Annotated in this window: 19 protein-coding genes; 8 read left to right on the top strand and 11 right to left on the bottom strand. The window is 75.0% G+C overall.

From position 1 onward, the window contains the following. Positions 1–31 precede the first annotated feature (31 nt). From LC193_RS16635 to LC193_RS16645, 3 genes are all read right to left on the bottom strand, one after another. Positions 32–865 carry a polysaccharide lyase family protein gene (locus LC193_RS16635; RefSeq protein WP_226075095.1) on the bottom strand — a complete coding sequence of 278 codons (834 nt, stop codon included), beginning with the start codon at positions 863–865 and terminating at the stop codon, positions 32–34. 1 nt (position 866) lies between these two features. Next, positions 867–2,411 carry an alkaline phosphatase D family protein gene (locus LC193_RS16640; RefSeq protein ID WP_226075097.1) on the bottom strand — a complete coding sequence of 515 codons (1,545 nt, stop codon included), beginning with the start codon at positions 2,409–2,411 and terminating at the stop codon, positions 867–869. Between the two features lie 287 nt (positions 2,412–2,698). Then, the gene (locus LC193_RS16645) at positions 2,699–3,595 is read right to left on the bottom strand and encodes a phosphotransferase (RefSeq protein WP_226075099.1); all 897 of its coding nucleotides are present in this window, start codon (positions 3,593–3,595) and stop codon (positions 2,699–2,701) included. 137 nt (positions 3,596–3,732) lie between these two features. On the opposite strand from LC193_RS16645, the gene LC193_RS16650 reads away from it, so the two are divergent. The 3 genes from LC193_RS16650 (at position 3,733) to LC193_RS16660 (ending at position 5,841) form a co-directional block, all read left to right on the top strand. After that, the gene (locus tag LC193_RS16650) at positions 3,733–4,533 is read left to right on the top strand and encodes a VOC family protein (RefSeq protein WP_226075100.1); all 801 of its coding nucleotides are present in this window, start codon (positions 3,733–3,735) and stop codon (positions 4,531–4,533) included. A 117-nt stretch (positions 4,534–4,650) separates the two neighbouring features. Further along, entirely contained in the window at positions 4,651–5,511 is an 861-nt protein-coding gene (locus tag LC193_RS16655; protein WP_226075101.1) for a fumarylacetoacetate hydrolase family protein, read from the top strand. 126 nt (positions 5,512–5,637) lie between these two features. After that, positions 5,638–5,841, top strand: a complete 204-nt coding sequence (locus tag LC193_RS16660; protein ID WP_226075102.1) for a hypothetical protein — start codon at positions 5,638–5,640, stop codon at positions 5,839–5,841. Positions 5,842–5,923: 82 nt separating this feature from the next. On the opposite strand, the gene LC193_RS16665 is transcribed toward LC193_RS16660, so the two are convergent. Next, the gene (locus LC193_RS16665; protein ID WP_226075103.1) at positions 5,924–6,811 is read right to left on the bottom strand and encodes a phosphatidylinositol-specific phospholipase C/glycerophosphodiester phosphodiesterase family protein; all 888 of its coding nucleotides are present in this window, start codon (positions 6,809–6,811) and stop codon (positions 5,924–5,926) included. Between the two features lie 254 nt (positions 6,812–7,065). Here LC193_RS16665 and LC193_RS16670 point away from each other — a divergent pair, with 254 nt between their 5' ends. Then, entirely contained in the window at positions 7,066–7,482 is a 417-nt protein-coding gene (locus tag LC193_RS16670; RefSeq protein ID WP_226075104.1) for a hypothetical protein, read from the top strand. A gap of 51 nt (positions 7,483–7,533) precedes the next feature. Here LC193_RS16670 and LC193_RS16675 read toward each other — a convergent pair whose 3' ends face one another. Further along, complete coding sequence (locus LC193_RS16675; RefSeq protein WP_226075105.1) at positions 7,534–8,676, bottom strand: MarP family serine protease; 1,143 nt, start codon at positions 8,674–8,676, stop codon at positions 7,534–7,536. Positions 8,677–8,830: 154 nt separating this feature from the next. Further along, on the bottom strand, positions 8,831–9,241 hold the full coding sequence (locus LC193_RS16680; RefSeq protein ID WP_226075106.1) for a DoxX family membrane protein: 411 nt from the start codon (positions 9,239–9,241) through the stop codon (positions 8,831–8,833). 206 nt (positions 9,242–9,447) lie between these two features. Between LC193_RS16680 and LC193_RS16685 the strand changes: the two genes are divergently transcribed. The 3 genes from LC193_RS16685 to LC193_RS16695 are packed head-to-tail and all read left to right on the top strand — an operon-like array spanning position 9,448 to position 11,472. Further along, positions 9,448–10,356 carry a SigB/SigF/SigG family RNA polymerase sigma factor gene (locus LC193_RS16685; RefSeq protein WP_226075108.1) on the top strand — a complete coding sequence of 303 codons (909 nt, stop codon included), beginning with the start codon at positions 9,448–9,450 and terminating at the stop codon, positions 10,354–10,356. A gap of 33 nt (positions 10,357–10,389) precedes the next feature. Beyond that, positions 10,390–10,995: a DUF4232 domain-containing protein gene (locus tag LC193_RS16690; RefSeq protein WP_226075110.1), complete on the top strand. Its 606-nt coding sequence runs from the start codon at positions 10,390–10,392 to the stop codon at positions 10,993–10,995. A 36-nt stretch (positions 10,996–11,031) separates the two neighbouring features. Beyond that, positions 11,032–11,472 (top strand): hypothetical protein, encoded by a 441-nt coding sequence (locus LC193_RS16695; RefSeq protein WP_226075112.1) that lies wholly within the window; start codon positions 11,032–11,034, stop codon positions 11,470–11,472. Positions 11,473–11,542: 70 nt separating this feature from the next. Here LC193_RS16695 and LC193_RS16700 read toward each other — a convergent pair whose 3' ends face one another. The 4 genes from LC193_RS16700 to LC193_RS16715 form a co-directional block, all read right to left on the bottom strand. Beyond that, positions 11,543–12,286 carry an ABC transporter permease subunit gene (locus LC193_RS16700; protein ID WP_226075114.1) on the bottom strand — a complete coding sequence of 248 codons (744 nt, stop codon included), beginning with the start codon at positions 12,284–12,286 and terminating at the stop codon, positions 11,543–11,545. Next, positions 12,286–13,200 carry an ABC transporter ATP-binding protein gene (locus LC193_RS16705; RefSeq protein WP_226075116.1) on the bottom strand — a complete coding sequence of 305 codons (915 nt, stop codon included), beginning with the start codon at positions 13,198–13,200 and terminating at the stop codon, positions 12,286–12,288. The genes LC193_RS16700 and LC193_RS16705 overlap by 1 nt, the downstream gene beginning before the upstream one ends. Positions 13,201–13,301: 101 nt before the next feature. Further along, on the bottom strand, positions 13,302–14,033 hold the full coding sequence (locus LC193_RS16710) for a response regulator (RefSeq protein ID WP_226075118.1): 732 nt from the start codon (positions 14,031–14,033) through the stop codon (positions 13,302–13,304). Positions 14,034–14,125: 92 nt separating this feature from the next. Beyond that, positions 14,126–14,986, bottom strand: coding sequence for a TrmB family transcriptional regulator (locus LC193_RS16715; RefSeq protein ID WP_226075119.1), 861 nt, complete (start codon positions 14,984–14,986; stop codon positions 14,126–14,128). A 628-nt stretch (positions 14,987–15,614) separates the two neighbouring features. On the opposite strand from LC193_RS16715, the gene LC193_RS16720 reads away from it, so the two are divergent. After that, complete coding sequence (locus LC193_RS16720; protein WP_226075121.1) at positions 15,615–16,037, top strand: DUF2000 domain-containing protein; 423 nt, start codon at positions 15,615–15,617, stop codon at positions 16,035–16,037. A 153-nt stretch (positions 16,038–16,190) separates the two neighbouring features. Here the strand turns inward: LC193_RS16720 and LC193_RS16725 are convergent, their stop codons facing one another. After that, the gene (locus tag LC193_RS16725; RefSeq protein WP_226075123.1) at positions 16,191–17,351 is read right to left on the bottom strand and encodes a sensor histidine kinase; all 1,161 of its coding nucleotides are present in this window, start codon (positions 17,349–17,351) and stop codon (positions 16,191–16,193) included. Between the last annotated feature and the right edge of the window lie 88 nt (positions 17,352–17,439).

A 17,439-nucleotide genomic window follows, 5' to 3' on the forward strand; every position in this document is an offset into this window, starting at 1 on the left:
ACGCGCGCCCCCCACCGCCCCGGCGCGCCCGTCAGCGCGGCGCGAACACCCCGATGGCGTCGTACGCGTGCCACGAACCGTCCGTCTTCTCCAGCGTCAGCACGTTCTCGCCGCTGGTGAACGCGTCGGCGGGCAGCGGCAGTTCGACGAACGACGGCTTCAGCGGGTTGCCCGGCCGCGTCGCGTCGCCTTCGAGCGAGCCCTTCGTCGCGCCCTTCTCGAACGCGATCTCGGAGACCTCCGTTCCGTTCAGCGCGAGCACGGCCCGCCCGGGGATCGTGGCGTGCGTGTCGGTCAGCCACAGCGCGAACCCGAGGTCGGCGGCCGGGGCCGCGTCCAGCGCGAAGCGCAGCGCGAACCGGTGCGACCGCCGCCCCGCCCAGCCGTCGGACGGCCCCGGGTGCAGGTACGGCCAGTGCGTGCCGGGCGTGCTCTGCCCGTACCGGTAGTCCACGCCGTCGGGGAACGTCGCCAGGTAGCGGGAGCTGCCCGCGGGCGACAGCGCGAATTCGAGCCCCTTGTGGTCGAACTCCCCGACCACCGCGACCGGGCGGCCCGCCGCGTACGAGGCGGACGTCGTCGCCCGCGCCGTCGCGGCCCGCCCGCGCGCGCCCGAGGCCATGACCGCCACCACGCGGTAGTGCCAGGTCACCGCGTGCGGACCGAGGACGGCGTGCGTGAAGTGCGGGTAGAGCGTGCGCGCGAGCAGCGTGTCCGCGTTCTCGCGCGGCGCGCGGTCGCGCGCCGCGTAGACCTCGAAGTGGTCCACGAGCGGCACCCAGGGCGCCGCGTTCCAGGTCAGGTCGACGGCCGCGATCCGCCCCTCGGCGCGCAGGCCGCGCACAGGATGCGCCAGGAAAGACATGTCAGTTCACCTTCTCCAGGCCCGGGCGTCCGGCCTCGGTCACGAAACGGGCAAGAGTGGACACCGGCGCGCTGCCGTCCCGTTCCACCCAGGGCACCGAGCGGAAATCGGCGGTCAGTTCGCGCGGCGTCATCCGGCACAGCGTGTAGCCGCGGCGGCCGTTGTAGAACTTGACCCACGGGTGCTGCGTCCAGTCCGGCTCGTACGCGTCGTGGTCCGCGCCGTCGCCGTCGGACGCGATGGACGTGGTGATCAGCTCGGAGCCGACGACGCGCGAGTCCGGGTCGCGGAAGTCGGCGAGCAGGTCGCCCGCGGTCGCCCGGTGCGTGTCGCCGGTGAGCACCACGGGGTTGCGGACCGAGCGTTCCGCGAACGTGTCGAGCAGCCGCTGCCGCGCCTCGGGGAACCCGTCCCACTGGTCGGTGCGGTCGTCCGTCACGTGCATGACGGCGACCTGCTGCGCGAGCACGTTCCACGTCGTGCGCGAGCGGCGCAGCCCGTCGAGCAGCCACCGCTCCTGCGAGGCGCCGAGGATGCTGCGCGCGGGCACGCGGTGCTGGCGCGTGTCGAGGACGTTGAACGTCGCGAGGTCCCCGATCCGCAGCCGCCGGTAGTAGCGGGCGTCGGGCCCGCCCACCGGGAGCGCCGCGAGCGACAGGGGCGCGTTCTCGTACAGCGCGCGGTAGGCGACGGCGCGGCGCAGCCTGAAGTCCTCGGGCGGGGTGCCGTACTGCGAGGTCTCGTCCGCGTAGTTGTTCTGGACCTCGTGGTCGTCGGGCGTGATGACGAACGCGGCGGCGGCGTGCGCGGCCTGGAGGTCGGGGTCGCTCTTGGTGAGCGCGTACCGCAGCCGGTACTCCGCGAGCGTCACGGTCTCGCGGTCGTGGCCCTCGCCGAGGCTCGCGCCCTGCCGCCACAGGTTGCCCGCGGTGATGGCGTACTCGTAGATGTAGTCGCCGAGGAAGAACACCAGGTCGGGCGCGTCCGCGGCCAGGTGGCGGTGCGCGGAGAACCAGCCGTGGTACCACGCCTGGCAGGACGCGGTCGCGAACGTGAACGAGCCGGGCAGCGTTCCGGCGCGCGGCGCGGTGCGCACCCGCCCGGCCGGGCTCGTCCAGTCGCCGGTGCGGAACCGGTAGAAGTACAGGTGCCCGGGCCGCAGTCCGCGCACGCGGGGGTGCACGGCGTGCGCCAGGTCCGGCAGCGCGAGCGCGCGCCCCCGGCGCACGACCCGGCGGAAACGTTCGTCCTCCGCGACCTCCCAGCGCACGTCGAACGGCGCGCGCGGCATGCCGCCGTGCCCGTCGGGGGCCAGCGGCTCGGGGGCGAGGCGGGTCCACAGCACGAAACCGTTGTCGTCCGGCTCGCCCGAGGCGACGCCGAGCCGGAACGGGTCCTCGCGGAGCCGCTGGCCCGACCAGGCGGCCTCCGCGGTGCCGGGCACACCGACGCCGGCGAGGAGCGCGGCCGAACTGACGCCCGCGAGCTGGAGGAACGAACGGCGGCGGGGGGAGAGGGAAGGGGAGTCGGGGGCGTGTGCGTCCATGAGCGGTGCGCGGCTCCTGTCCGGGCGCCCGGGTGGCGCCGGTCCCGGACACCCTGGCCAGCCCGGATGACGCGCGCGCCGCGCGTCGACGACGCGCGGGAGGCGTGAAAGTGACGCCGCGGAGCCCGTGACCGGCCGCTCACGGCGGAGGAACGGGCCGGTCACGGCGGTGGCGGGGCGCGGGCCAGGCGCCGGAGCGGGGGGCGGGAGAACGGCCCCCGGCTGCCGCTGGGTTGGTGAACGCCCGGTGCCGCGCGGTCAGTTGGCGTGCGGCCCGGCGTCGGCGTTCAGGACAGCGTGCGCGCGCGGCGTTCGGCGAAATCCAGCCACAGGTCGGCGTCCGCGGGCGAGAAGTGCCGGATCGCCCAGTCGGTCATGCGCAGGCTCATCGAGGCCCACATCGGGCGCAGGACGTCGTCGGGAAGGGCGTCGAGGACGGCGTCGAGGCGTTCCGCGACGCCGGGTTCCGCGTGGTCGGGGTGCAGCCCGAAGCGCAGCGTGACCAGGTCGAAGCGGCGGTCGCCGCGGCCCGCGCCGTCCCAGTCGACGACTCCCGTGATCTCCCCGCCCAGGCCCGCGAGGAGGTTGCCCGGGTGGAAGTCGTGGTGCACCGCGTCGTCGCCTTCGAGCCGGTCGGGCGCGTGCGCGCCGACCTCGGTGATCCACGCGTCGAGCGCGGCGCCGCGCCGGCCGGACGCGCGCAGCGGCCCGTGCAGGCAGTAGCCGGGCCCGTCGCCGCGCAGGTGCAGCGCGGTCGCCGGGATGCCGGGGTGGCCGGCGAGGCGGCCGGCCTGCGCGTCGTTCAGCTCAAGCACCCGGTCGAGCGCGGCGTGCCCGAGGCGTTCCGGCGGTGTGCCGGGCAGCAGTTCCTGAACGAGCACCACGTCCGGCCCTACCTGCGCGGACAGTTCGGTGGCGGGCACCGGCCAGCCCGCCGCCCGCAGGGCCGCCGCGGCGGCGAGTGGACCGGCGCGCAGGTCGGACAGGCGGCTGCCCGGCCGCCACTTGAGCACGGATCTGCGGCCGTCGGGCCAGCGCACGTAGGCGGTGCCGACCTGGCCGCCGGGACACCGGCCCTCGACGGTGAGGCGCGTTCCGGTGTGCTCGTGGAGGGCGTCGGCCATGCGGTCGGGATCGAGGCGGGCGACGCGTTGCCAGCCGTGTGCTCCGGTGGATTCGCTCACCGTGCCGATTATCGCCCGGCTGACTAGCGTGGGGCGCGGGTCCGGGTGCGGGAGCAGCACAGGGCCGACGAACGAAGAGCCGAACGAAGAGCCGAACGAACAACCGAACGAACAACCGAACGAGAGGGGTGCAGGGCATGTCCGACCTCGACGGGGGCTTCCCCACGGGCGCGCCGTGCTGGGCGGACGCCACGGTGCCGGACATGACGGCCGGCACCCGTTTCTACGAACGGTTGTTCGGCTGGTCCTTCGCGACGGGCTCCTCCGAGTACGGCGGGTACGCCACGGCGTCGCTCGACGGGCGGGCCGTGGCCGGTCTCGCGCCCTGCCAGGCCGGGCAGGACGCGCCGCCGGCCTGGACGCTGTACCTGGCCTCGCCCGATGTCGCGGGCACCGCGGAGCTGGTCCGCGAGCACGGCGGCCGGGTGCTGCTCGAACCGATGGAGGTCGGGGAGGTCGGCCGCATGCTGATCGCGACCGACCCGGGCGGCGTGCTGTTCGGCGTGTGGGAGGCGGGAGCGCACCGCGGGTTCGAGCGGCGCGAGGAGCCGGGCGCGTTCTCCTGGGCCGAGGTGGTGACGCGGGACCCGGCGGCGGCCGACGCGTTCTTCCCCGCCGTCTTCCCCTTCGAGGCACGGCGCGTTGAGGACCCCGACGGCCTCGACTACCAGGTCTACACGCTCGACGGAACGCCCGTGCTCGGCCGGATGGCCGCGCCGGCGGACGGCCAGGCCCCGCACGTGCTCGTGTACGTCGCGGTGCCGGACTGCGACGGCGCGGTGGAGACCGTGCGGCAGCTCGGCGGCCGGGTGGCCGACGGGCCGGTGGACAGCCCGTTCGGCAGGTTCGCCACCGTGGTCGACCCGCAGGGCGTGCGGTTCGCCGTGATCGACCTGTCGGCGGCGTCGGGCGAGCCGCCCGCGACCCACCCGGCCTGACCCCTGAATCACCGCCGGAACGCCGCCCGCGTGACCCGAACGGTTGAGTGGCGCGCGCCTGCTGGGGGAGAGTGCGACCAGCAGGGCACGTCACGAACAGCGAGGAGTCACCCCATCATGCGTCTGATGCGCGTCGGAGAACCCGGCCGGGAGCGGCCCGTCATCGTCTCGGGCAGCGGCGGCAGCGAGCGCCACCACGACCTGCGGCCGGTCACCGCCGACATCGACGGCGCGTTCCTGGCCGCGCTGAGCGACGACCCCGGCATCGTGCCCGACCCGTCCCGGCTGCCGGAGACGGACATCGCGGGCGAACGCGTGGGCGCCCCGGTGGCGCGCCCCTCGGCCGTGCTGTGCATCGGCCAGAACTACGCCGCGCACGCCGCCGAGTCCGGCGCCGAGCCGCCCGAGCGGCCCATCCTGTTCTACAAGTCGCCCAACACGGTCGTCGGCCCGCACGACGACGTGCTGATCCCGCGCGGCTCGCGCAGGACCGACTGGGAGGTCGAGCTGGCCGTCGTCATCGGCCGCCGCGCCCGCTACCTCGACTCGCCCGCCGACGCCCTCGCGCACGTCGCGGGGTTCGCGATCAGCAACGACGTCTCGGAACGCGCCTTCCAGCTGGAGGAGTCGGGCGGGCAGTGGTCCAAGGGCAAGAGCTGCGAGACGTTCAACCCGCTCGGGCCCGTGCTGGTGACCCCTGACGAGGCCGGCGACCCGCGGGACCTGCGGCTGCGCTCGTGGGTGAACGGCGAGCCGCGCCAGGACTCCACCACCGCGGACATGATCTTCGACGTGGCGCGGCTGATCCACGACCTGTCGCAGTACCTCGTGCTGGAACCCGGCGACGTCATCAACACCGGGACGCCGCAGGGCGTCGCGCTCTCCGGCCGGTTCCCCTACCTCGCGGCCGGCGACGTGATGGAGCTGGAGATCACGGGGCTCGGGCGGCAGCGTTCGGAGTTGCGCGCCGCGCCCTGACGGCGCCCCGGCGGCGGGGCGCGCCCCCGGGGGTGGCCCGCGACGTGGGAAACCGTCCAGTCGGCGTCTCGCGCGCCACCCTTGCGGGTGGCGCGCGGGCCGGTGCCGCACGGATAGGTTGGCGCCATGGCTGAGCACCACGTGATCAGCGTCCGGTTCGACGGCGGCCCTCGCGACGGCCGGACGATCGATGTCCTCATCACCGGCCGGGTGCCCCTGCCGCTGATGCTGGCGGCGCCGCAGCCGGGCGGACTCTACGAACTCCAGTGCACCGAGGGGCGCGGCACGCGCTACGCCTGGGTCGACGACCTGCCCGCAAGGAGCCAGTGACCCGGCCGCCGGGCCGGCACCCGCCCCGCGCGGGCCCGGCCCGGCGGCCCCGTCAGCGGTCCTCCCGCTTCAGGCGTCCTGGTCAGCGGTCCTCCCGCTTCAGGAACGCGGCCAGGCCGGCCAGGTCGTCGGTGTTGAGGTGGTCGACGTCCGCGGCGATCAACTCCCGCCACACGGCCTCGCGCGCGGGGCCCGGCAGGTCGGGCGTCGCCCAGAACCGCACGCGCTGCCCCGCCCGGTGGGCGGCGGCCGTGACGCGGTGCAGCAGGTCGCGCTCCGCCGCCGGCATCTCCCCGACGCCCTGCCACGCGAAGCTGCTGTTCCAGTTGCCGCTGATCAGGGGGATGAACGACGCGGGCGCCGCGGTGCCGAGGTCGTCGAGGCGGCCGTCGTAGAACGCGTACCGCACCCGCTCCCGTTCCATCGGCGCCCGCGCCGCGCGGTCGCCCGAGATCACGGCGGTGACCGCGCCGGCGCGCACCCGGCCGCCCGCCGCCGTGCTGAGCATCCGCTGGTAGCGGCGGAGGCGCCGGGAGAGTTCCAGGTAGGTGGCCTCACCGGTGTTCTTGAGGTCGATGAGGAGCTGGAACGGCGCCTGGCTGCCCGGGTGGACGCGCCCGCGGTGGGCGCGGACGCGCGCGAGCAGCGGGTCCAGGTACAGCGCCTCAAGCGTGCGGCCGGGGACGAGGTCCTCGAAGTCGTGCGCGACGAGGAGTTCGCCGTCGACCAGCCAGATGTCGGCCTCGACGCTGGTGAAGCCGTGGGCGAGCGCGTCGAGCAGCGGGCGTTCGTGCTCGTAGTCGTTGTGGGCGTGCGCCCGGCGCAGGGGCGCGGGCACCGGCCGCCACCCGCCGGTGGCGGACGCGGAGGCGTGGGCGGGAACGGCCACCGCGCCGGTGAGCGCGGCGGAGAGGGCGGCGGCGCCCCCGATGACTCGGCGACGACTTGGATACCGGCTTGGATACCCCACGAGGACTCCCGGGTACGGCGGGACGGGACGCGAGTGAGTATCCGGCGTGCGGACGGGTGTGCGGCAGACCTGGTCGAAGAGTTCTCCGAGCGGTCACCGGGGCGTTCCGCGCCGCACGTCCGGCGCGGGGTGTCGCGCGCCGCGTCCGGGGAAAGCGAGCCCGGAACCGGCGGGCATGGGGACCTGACGACGTTTTAGGTCGTATTTCCGGGTAATCCGATACTTCCGTATCGCGAAAGCATCGGAGAAGGATCATGACTCTCAGTGGAAAGGCCGAATTCGACGAGGTCCACATCAACAAGGGCGTCCGGCCCGTCGCCCAGCACGGCTTCGTGACCGTCGACCGGGGCACGCTGAAGCTGCTCGGCTCCGACCGCAAGGTCATCGTCAGCGCGCCCATGAGCAAGGTCGAGGCCAGCAAGGCGCGTTTCACCGGCGGCAAGACCCTCGCCATGAAGGTCGACGGCACCCGGTACACCGTCTCGCCCAAGTGGGGCGACCGCGCCGGGAAGCTGATGCGCCCCGGCCGCCCTGAGGAGGTGGCGCGCGCCTCCGAACAGCTGCTCCGCCTGATCGAAGCCGACGGCGGCACGGTCGAGCGCCGCGACAAGGACGCGCGGGCGAACGGCCTCGCGGCCCGCGACGGCGCGGCGCGCGACAGCGACGCGTGAGGCGCGGCGCCTGGCCGCGCGCGGGCGCGCGCGCCGGACGCGCCGCCCGCGTCAGCCCGCCAGCTCGACGTGCCCGGTGATCTGGTCGGCCGTCAGCACGTACCCGGTCTCGGCGTCGGTGACGGAACGCGCGAACACCATGCCGTACACCTGCCCGTCCGTCGTCAGCAGCGGCCCGCCCGAGTTCCCCGGGCGCACCAGCGACCGCACCGTGTAGATGTCGCGGGTGACGACGCTGCTGCCGTCGATGTCCTGCCCGCGCGCCGCCGTCCGTCCCGCGACGGTCGCGGCCCGCACGTCCAGCGGGCCGTCCTCGGGGTACCCGGCCACCACGCCGGGGGAGCCGCGTTCCGCGTCCCCGGCGAAGGACAGGGTCGGCGCGTCGAGCCCCGGCACGCTGAGCACCGCGACATCGACGGCCGGGTCGTACAGGATCACCTCGGCCTCAAGCCGGGGGCCGACGCCTCCCACCTGCACGGCCGTCACGTCGGCGCCCTCGACCACGTGGGCGTTCGTCATGACGCGCTCGGCCGCGTAGACGAACCCGCTGCCCTCCTGGCCGGAGAACCCGGCGGTCGCGGTGACCTTCACCGTGCTGTTCCGCGCGGCGGCGACCGCGGCCTGCGTGACGTTGTCGCCCGAGGGCTGGGGCACCTCGGCCGTCGGGGCGTTCTCGAACGGGTTGAACACCTGCGGGAAGCCGGCGTCCCCCAGCACGTCGGTGGCCCGGTTGAACCAGGTGGGGGCCTGGTCGGGCATCCGGTCCTGCACGGCGCCGAGCACCTGCGACCCCTGCACGGCCCGGTTGAGCCCGGGGGACGGCGTCGGGATCAGCGCGCTCGCCGCCATCCAGGCGACGAGCAGCACGGCCACCGCGTTGAACGCGGAGCCGCCCACGCCGTCCAGCCAGCGCGCCGGTGCCCACCGCACGGAGTCGCGCAGGCGCAGCGCGAGGGGCCACGCCAGCGCCTGCCCCACCGCCGCGGGCACCAGGACGACCACGAGCGCCACGATCGTCGCGGAGGCGGAGCCGGGCTCCATGTGCTCCACGATGTACGGCAGCAGCCACACGCCGAACGCGGCGCCACCGACAAAACCGATCAGCGAGATGACACCGGCGATCAGCCCGCGCTGAAAACCGGAGACGGCCGCGAGGACCACCGCGAGCAGCAGCAGCGCGTCGAGCAGGTTCACCGCTACCCCCCTGGTCGCCCGGTCGCAGACCCCGCCCGGTCTCCTGCGGGCCCTGCGGCGGAAGAACTGATGATGGAGACACCGAGGGTAGACCTGCTCAGCGCCCCGATCGGGAAACGTGGGGGAACGCGGTGATGTTCCCGGAACGGTCCGTTCAGAACAGCGGCCCGGTCCACGTGAGGCCGGTCTCGTCTCCCGCGATGGCGAACAGGCCGGCGAGCATCAGCGCCGCGCCGCCGAGTGCCAGGTTCTTCTGGAAGTGGATCATCTCGTTCTGCCGCGCGCCCGCGTCGGTCTCCTTCCAGTACGCGTGCATCAGCACCGCCGCCGGCAGCAGGAACGCCGCGAGCAGCAGCGCGCCCAGGTCGGGCCACACCCCGAGCAGCACGCTGAGCCCGCCGAGCAGCATCACCGCGCCCGAGGCGAGGACGGCGGCGCGCGGCGCCGGCACCCCCTTGGACGCCGGGTAGCCGGCCATGGCCTTGCTGCGGGTCAGGTGGCCGAACGCCGACGCGAGGAACATGGGCACGAACAGAATCCGCCCGAGCAATACCAGAAAGTCCACGGGACACCTCCGGGGGCCGCCTGCCTCGCCGCCGTTTCCACTTTGCTGCCGCACCGGAAGCGCGGCAACCCGGGAACGGCGCGGACCCGCCCCGTTTACCGGCCGGGGACGTCGGGCAGGCGAGCCCGCAGGCCCGGGACGATACGGTACGCACCCGGGCGAAACGACTTCCGCGCACACCGCCGTCGACGCCTCGGAGAGCTGTGATGAGGACCTCGACCCGAAACGCACCCCGCACCAACGCACCCCGCACCAACGGATCACGTGCCAACGCGCCTGGCACCTCCCGCCGCCCGCGCCCCGCCGGGCCCGCGCGCCGCGGGCGCAGGCACCCGCACGACGACGCGCCCGACACCTCCCGGCAGTTCGAACGCCTCGCGGCGCTCCCCGAGGGCCCCGAGCGCGCGCGCCTGCGCGACGAGGTCGTGCGCGCCTGGCTGCCCATGGCGGAACGGCTCGCCCGCACCTACGGCGACCGCGGCGAGAGCCAGGAGGACCTGGCCCAGGTGGCCGCGCTCGGCCTGGTCAAGGCGGTGCGCGGCTTCGACCCGGCGCGCGGCTGCGCGTTCGAGAGCTACGCGGTGCCGACGATCGTCGGCGAGGTCAGGCGCCACTTCAGGGACCACCTGTGGGGCGTGCACGTGCCCCGCCGCACGCAGGAGCTGCGCAACCGGGTCAGGGCGGCGCACCGCGCGCTCGACCACCGGGTGGACGACCGGCCGCCGGGCGTCGACGCCCTGGCCGAGGCGAGCGGGCTGACGCCGGCCGAGGTCAGGGACGGCATGGCCGCCCTGGACAGCTACCGGCCGCTGTCGCTCGACGCGGAGCTGGGGCGCGGCGGCGACGGCACGTTCACGCTGGCCGACACCATCGGCGCCGCCGACGCGGGGTACGAGCGGGTGACGCGCCGGGAGGCCGTGCGCCCCAAGCTGCGGCAACTTCCCGAACGCGAACGGCAGATCCTGTATCTGCGCTTCTACCGCGAGCTGACCCAGCGCGAGATCGGCGAACGCCTCGGCCTCTCCCAGATGCACGTCTCCCGCCTGCTCAACCGCGTGTGCGAGCGCATCCACGACGAGGTGGAGGCGGACGGGCGGGTTCCGTCGCACTCCTGACCCGTTGTCGGTCGCCCGTGCGAGGATCGGGTGGTGACGATCACCCGCCGGTTCCTGCCGGCCCTGGCGCTCGCCGTGCTGCCGGCCACCGGCTGCGGCACCGAGTCGCCCGCCGCGCCCGCGGACGCCGCCCCCGCGGGCGGCGCGGCGGCACCCTCGCCCGCGCCGCCCGAGGGCGCCCCGGGCACCCCGCCGCCCCCCGAGTGCCCCGAGCCGGGCGTGCGCGTCACCCCCGGGCTCGTCGAGGCCGCGATGGGCCTGCGCGTGCTCGACATCCAGCTGACCAACTGCGGCACCGAGCCCTACCGGCTCGAAGGCCACCCGCACCTCGTCCTCCTCGACGCCGACCGCGCGCCCGTCGGCGTCGAACCGGTTGAGGGCTCGGCGGGCATCGCGGTCGTCGAGGGGTTCGACGACGCGCCGCGTCCGCTGACCCTGGCGCCGGGCGAGAGCGCGAACGCCGGGCTGATCTGGCGCAACACCGTGACCGGCACCGGCGCGCCCGTCGTCGCCGAGCACGCCGAGGTGACCCCGGCGCCCGGCGCGCCCGCGCAGGAGATCACGCCGGACGGCGGCATCGACCTCGGCACCACAGGACTGGCCGGGATCAGCCCCTGGCGGGCGGCCGAGGCGCGCTGAGCCGCGACCGGCGGCGGAGAAAGGGGATGTGACGTCGTGAACGCGGTGTGGACGAGCGCCATCGCGGTCGCCGGCACCCTGCTCGGCGCGCTCACCACCGGGCTGCTCCAGCGCTGGGTGGCCGTGCGGGCCGAGCACGTGGCCGAGCGGCAGCGCCTGCGGGACGCGGCGGCCGACCTGGCGAACGCGCTGACCGACTACAGGGAACGCCTGTACTGGCAGACCCACCTGGAGACGCTGCCCGACACGGCGCAGGAGAGGAAGGAGGAGGCCAGGCGCGACAGCTGGGCCGCCAGGTCCCGCGTCAACCACGCCATGAACCGGCTGCGGCTCGCCACGACGGACGACCGGCTGCTCACCCTGGCGACCGAGGCCCGCAACGCGACGTTCGCCGTGCAGACCGACTCCGTCGCACCCGCCGCGGCGCGCGAACGGCAGTACGCGCTGCTCGACGCGGTGGCCCGGACGGCGCGGTAGCGCCGCGGGCCGGGCCGGGCGGAACGGAGGCCGACCGGGCGGGAACAGAGCCAGGACCCGGCCGTTCCCACTACGCGTCGCGGCGGCGCAGAACCACGGCCGCGGCCAGCAGCGCGAGCCCCGTCCAGCCGGCCACCAGCAGCAACGAGGGCCACGCGCCCAGCGAACCGACCGCGTCGGCCGACGCGTCCGAGGTCTGCGTCAGCTTTTCGAGCGCCGCGGTCGGCGAGGCCCCCGCCACCCACCGCTGCGCGTCGCCGAACAGCGGCCCCAGCATCGACGGCAGCAGCAGCACCGCGAGCACCGCCGTCACCGCGCCCGCCGCGTGCCGCAGCAGCGTGCCCACGGCCAGGCCGAGCAGCCCGGCCACCGAGAACGCCGCGGCCACCCCGAACAGCGCCGGCACCGGGTCGCCCTGCGCGTACCCGTCGTCGAGCATCCCGCCACCGACCAGGTAGGCGCCCGCCACCGAGGGCAGCGCCAGCGCGTACAGCAGCCCCGCGACCAGCACGGCCTTCGCGGCGAGCACGGAACCGCGCCCGGGCACGACCGCGAACGTCGTCCTGATCGTCCCGCTGCCGTACTCGCCGCACACCGTCAGCGCCCCGGCCACCGCGGCCAGCATCAGCGCGGGAACGGTCAGGGTCAGGCTGCCGCCGAGCACCGTGTCATCGGGCTGAAGACTGCCGGAGGCGGCGACGAACACCGCGCCCGGCACCGGCAGCAGCGCCGCGACGGCCGTCGTCCACACCGTGGAGCGCACGCTGCGGAACTTGATCCACTCGAACGCCAGCGCCCGCCGGAACCCCGCCATCACCCCCGCACCTCCGTCCTGTACTCGGCCTCCTCGCGCGCCATGGCCGTGTAGACCTCTTCGAGCGTCGAGCGCCGCGGCGTCAGCTCGTGCAGCGCGACCCCGTGCGCGCGGGCCAGCTCCCCGATGTCCTCGGGGCCGAGGCCCGTCACGAGCCACCCGCCGCGCGCGTCGGGCGACACCCGCGCCCCCGCGTTCTCCAGCAGGCCGCGCAACCGCTCCGCCTCCGGGCCGCGCACGAGCGTCCCGCGCCCGGAGTCCGCCTCGATGAACTCCCGCAGGGGCGTGTCCGCGAGCAGCCGCCCGCGGCCGATCACCACGAGGTGGTCCGCGGCCAGTTCCAGCTCGCTCATCAGGTGGCTGGAGAGGAACACCGTCCTGCCCTCGGCCGCCAGCGACGTCATCAGCTCCCTGATCCAGCGGATGCCCTCGGTGTCCAGGCCGTTGACCGGCTCGTCCAGGATCAGTACCTCGGGATCGCCGAGCAGCGCCGCGGCGATCCCGAGCCGCTGGCCCATGCCGAGGGAGAAGCCGCGCGTCCGCCGCCGCGCCGTGGCCGGGTCGAGGCCCACCGCGTCCAGCACCTCGTCCACCCGCCGCCGCGGGAGGCCGCTGCCCGCCGCCATGCCGGCCAGGTGCGCGTACGCGGAACGCCCGCCGTGCACCCCCTTCGCGTCGAGCATCGCCCCGACGGTCCGCAACGGCACGGGCAGCTCCGCGTAGGCCCGCCCGCAGACGAGGGCGCTGCCCGAGGTCGGCGCGTCGAGGCCGAGGACCAGCCGCATCGTCGTCGACTTGCCGGCGCCGTTCGGGCCGAGGAACCCGGTCACCCGGCCGGGCCGCACGGTGAACGACAGCCCGTCGACGGCGGCCTTGCCGCCGTACCGCTTGGTCAGTTCGCGCACTTCGATCATGCGGCCGACGCTAGGCGCCGGGCGCGGCCGTGCCATCCGCCGACGGGAGACGGCGGGTACTGCGCCGGGAGCAGCCGGCGGGCGGCCTCAGGCCCGCGCCGTCAGGCGCCGCCGGGGTGGCCGCCCCCGTGGCCGGGGTCGCCGGCCCGCACCAGGCCCGTTTCGTAGGCGAGCACGACGAGTTGGGCCCGGTCGCGGGCGCCGAGTTTCGTCATGGCGCGGCTGACGTGCGTCTTGGCCGTCAGCGGCGACATCAGCAGCCGTCGGCCGATCTCCTCGTTCGACAGGCCGGCCGCGACCAGCGCCATCACCTCGCGTTCGCGCGCGGTGAGCGGCGCGAGCCGCGCCGCCGCGCCGGCGAGCGGGGCGCGCAGCCGCGCGAACTCCTCGATGACGCGCCGCGTCACCGCGGGCGCGAGCAGGCTGCGCCCGGCGGCGACCGTGCGGATCGCCTCGCGCAGCTCGTCCGGCTCGATGTCCTTGAGCAGGAACCCGGCGGCACCGTGGCGCAGCGCCTCGAACACGTACTCGTCGGCCTCGAACGTCGTCAGCACCAGCACGCGCACCCCGCCGAGCGCCGGGTCCGCCGCGATGGCGCGGGTCGCGGCGAGCCCGTCCACGCGCGGCATGCGGATGTCCATGAGCACCACGTCGGGCCGCGTCACGCGGACCGCCTCGACGGCCTGCGCGCCGTCGGCGGCCTCGGCGACCACCACGAGGTCGTCGGTGAGGTCGAGCAGCGCCCGGAACCCGGCCCTGACCACGGTCTGGTCGTCGGCGAGAACGACCCGCACCCGGGCCGCGCCCTGCTCCTCGGAACGCGTCGCTGTCATCCCCACAGCGTAGGCGGGCGGCCCCACGGCACGACCGGCCCGAAGACCGGTGCGCGGCGCGGTTCCTGCCCGCGAACGAGAGCGGCGCGCGGTCAGGAACGTTCCGCGTCGGCCGGCGCGGGCGGGGCCTCCTCGTCCGGCCGGCGCTGCGCGGAGTGCGCGAACCGCTCCCGCAGCCTGATCAGTCCGGGACCGAAGTCGGCCTCAAGCTCCGGGCCCCTGGCCGCCAGCATCTCCAGCTTGTAGATGTCGTGCGCGATCAGTTCGGTGACCGGGACGACGAGCGCCGGATGGCTGGTCCACGCGGCGCGGCTCTCGGCGCCGGTCGAGACGATCCCGGCGACCACCTCGCTGCTGTCCGCGCTGACCACCAGCCACCGGCCGCCGAGCCCCGCGGTCACCTCGTCCGTCGACGGGTGCGGGTAGACCTGGGCGAACGGATACCCGGGGTCCCCGTAGGCCACGACGATCACCTCGACGCCGCGCGCCGCCGCGTTCTCCAGATCGGCGTGCAGCAGGGACGCGTCGGCCTGCCACACCTCCATCATGATGCGGCGCCCGGCCGAGCGGATCAGCCGCCGGGCGCGTTCCATGATCTCGGTCTCGCCCTGGAGGTCCCAGATGGCCGCGCTGTCGTCGGGCCCCCGCCGGGTGTAGTCCGCGAGAGCGGATTCGGCCGCGTCGATCCGGTCCGCGGCCTGCCCGCGCAGCCGCTCCACCAACTCCTGTGGCTCAAGGGCCCGGTAGAGGGTGGTGCCACCTCTGGTGACGTGCACCGCGCCCTTGCCGGCGAGGGAGTCGAGCACCTGGTAGATCTTCGACGTGGGAACGCCCGACCGCTTGGCCACCGCGTACCCGGACGAGGGCGCCTCGTCGAGCAGCGCCAGATAGGCCCGCGCCTCCCACTCGGTCAGGCCCACCGCCTGTAGGCGCTTCACCACAGCTGACGTCATCGCACCTCCATCCCGACACCCTAGGCCGCCCGCGCCGCGCCCCATCGCCCCCCGGTCCGGACCGTCCCGCCACCACGACCGTCGGACGAGGGACACCCCGGGGAAGGCTCGCCGGAGACCTGGGCGTTGCGCCGCCGAGCACCGCGAGGCGTGGCTGGGCCAGAAGACCGGCAAGGCCATCCACCCGAGTCCGCCGCGCACCGGATGCAGGGGGCGGCCCGCCGCCCGGGCGCGGCGTCCGACCGGCGGACCGGAAAGGCATTGCCGCGCCCGGAAATGCTGCGCTTCACGTCCGCGTGACTTGTTTCGGCTTCGACTTCACCACTAAGGTAGTCACGTTGAGATCGGCCGGTGACCAGAGACTGATCCATCGGCACAGGGGGAGTGTCGGCCGCATGTTTCCTTTGCATGGCGCGCGCGTTTCCGAGGGGCCGTCGATAGGGGAGAAACGCGCAGCTCGCAGAGGGTACGGGGCGCCGGAGCGGTCCGGTGGCATTGTTCCCCTGGGCCCTCGGGGTGCAGGCGGCGAGGCCATGGCGCTTCGTCTCCTGAGACGGTCACATCGGAGCGATGAATCGGAGATCGACTTATTCCCGAGCGGAAAGGACAGAGCGGAAACCTCATGTCAGTGAGCAACCCGGCGCCGCACAAGGTCGCCATCGTCGTCGACGCCGCCCTGCCGGCCGGCCTCGCCGCGAACGCCGCCTCGGTACTCGCCCTCTCCCTCGGCCGCCAGGTCGAGTCGCTCATCGGGCCGGACCTCAAGGACGCCGACGGCAGCGCGCACGTCGGCATCACCACCGTTCCCCTCCCGATCCTGACGGCCGACGCGGACACCGTGAAGGCGATCAGGAACCGGGCGGTGCGCGAGCACGACGACGTGCTCACGGTCGACTTCACCGACTGCGCGCAGCGCACCCGCACCTACGAGGACTACGCCGGACTGCTCGGGGCGGCCACCGACGCGGACCTCGCCTACCTGGGCGTCGCGCTGTACGGGCCGCGCAAGCAGGTGCAGAAGCTGACCGGCAGCCTGCCCCTCCTGCGCTGAGGTCACCCTCGGCCGGGAGTACATGGGGGCGCGTTCCATCGTCGCGCCCACCCAGTCGCACCCACCCACGGGAACGACCCGCCGCGGGCCGCCGGTCCCGACGCCCCGGTGACCGGCGTCAGCTGCCGGGAGGCGCTGCCTCCGCCCCCTGGATCAGCCGTCCCGGCCCGGCCGTGCGTCGTTCTCCGCCGGCCGGTGGCCGTCCTCGGTCGGCCGCGCGCCGTCCCCGAGGGGCAGCAGGGCCAGCACCCGGTAGCCGCCGGCCGGCAGCGGCCCGTGCTCCAGCGTGCCGCCGGCCGCCGACACCCGCTCCCGCATGCCGAGCAGGCCGAACCCGCCAGCGGCCCGGCCCGGCCGGGCCACGGGCGGCCCGTCGTCGGTGACCTCCACCAGCAGCCGCCCCGGCGCGGCGCGGACGGAGACGGCCGCGTGCCGGGCCGCCGAGTGCTTCACCACGTTGGTCAGCGCCTCCTGCACGACGCGGTACGCGGTCAGTTCGACCAGCGGCGGCAGCGGCGGCGGGCCGGGGGAGCAGCGCAGCGCCACGGGCAGGGGCACGCGTTCCACCAGGTCGGGCAGGTGCGCGAGCGTCGGCGCCGGAACGACCGGGGCCGCCGCGCCGTCCTCGCGGAGGAACGCCACCGTGGTGCGCAGCTCCCGCACCGCCTCCTTGCCCGAGTCCCTGACCTGCCGCAGCGCGGCGCGTGCCACCTCGGGCCTGCGGTCGAACGCGTCGAGCGCCACCCCGGCCTGCACGGTCATCGCGGACACGGTGTGCGCGATGACGTCGTGCAACTCGCGGGCGAGCAGTACCCGTTCCTCGCGCAGCCGGCGGGCGGTCTCCCGCGCGTGCTCCTCCGCAGCCCTGCGGGTCAGCTCCTGCCGGCCGCGCACGACCTCCCCGAGCAGCAGCGGCACCAGCGGAATGGCCATCTCCAGCACGGGCGAGGGAACGGGTCGGCCCTGCTCGTGCCCGGCGACCACGGCGGCGGCGCCCGAGAGCAGCGCCCCGGCCACGCCGACCCGCAGCGTCCTGCGCCGGTCGCCGCGCACCGCGACCCAGTAGAGCGCGACCATCACGGGCAGGTTCAGCAGCTCCCCGAGGTGCCCGTGCACCGTCCAGCCCAGGCTCGCCGCCCCCGTCACGCCCGCGGAGAGCAGCGGGCGGCGCCGGTGGGCGAGCAGCCCGAGCACCGAGACGGCGAGCAGCGTCCAGCTGAGCCAGTCGTCCTCGCGCGAGCCGGGCACGTTCGCCGCCAGGTCGGCGGCCGTGAGGCAGCCGACGGCCGCCGTGACCAGCAGTTCCACGCCCATGCCCCCACGGTAGGCGCGGCCCGCGCCCCCCGCGTACGCCGAGCGGAGTACACCCGCGCCCCGAAGGCACGATGTCCTTCGGGGCGCG

Source organism: Streptomyces marincola (genome assembly GCF_020410765.1).
GTDB lineage: Bacteria > Actinomycetota > Actinomycetes > Streptomycetales > Streptomycetaceae > Streptomyces > Streptomyces marincola.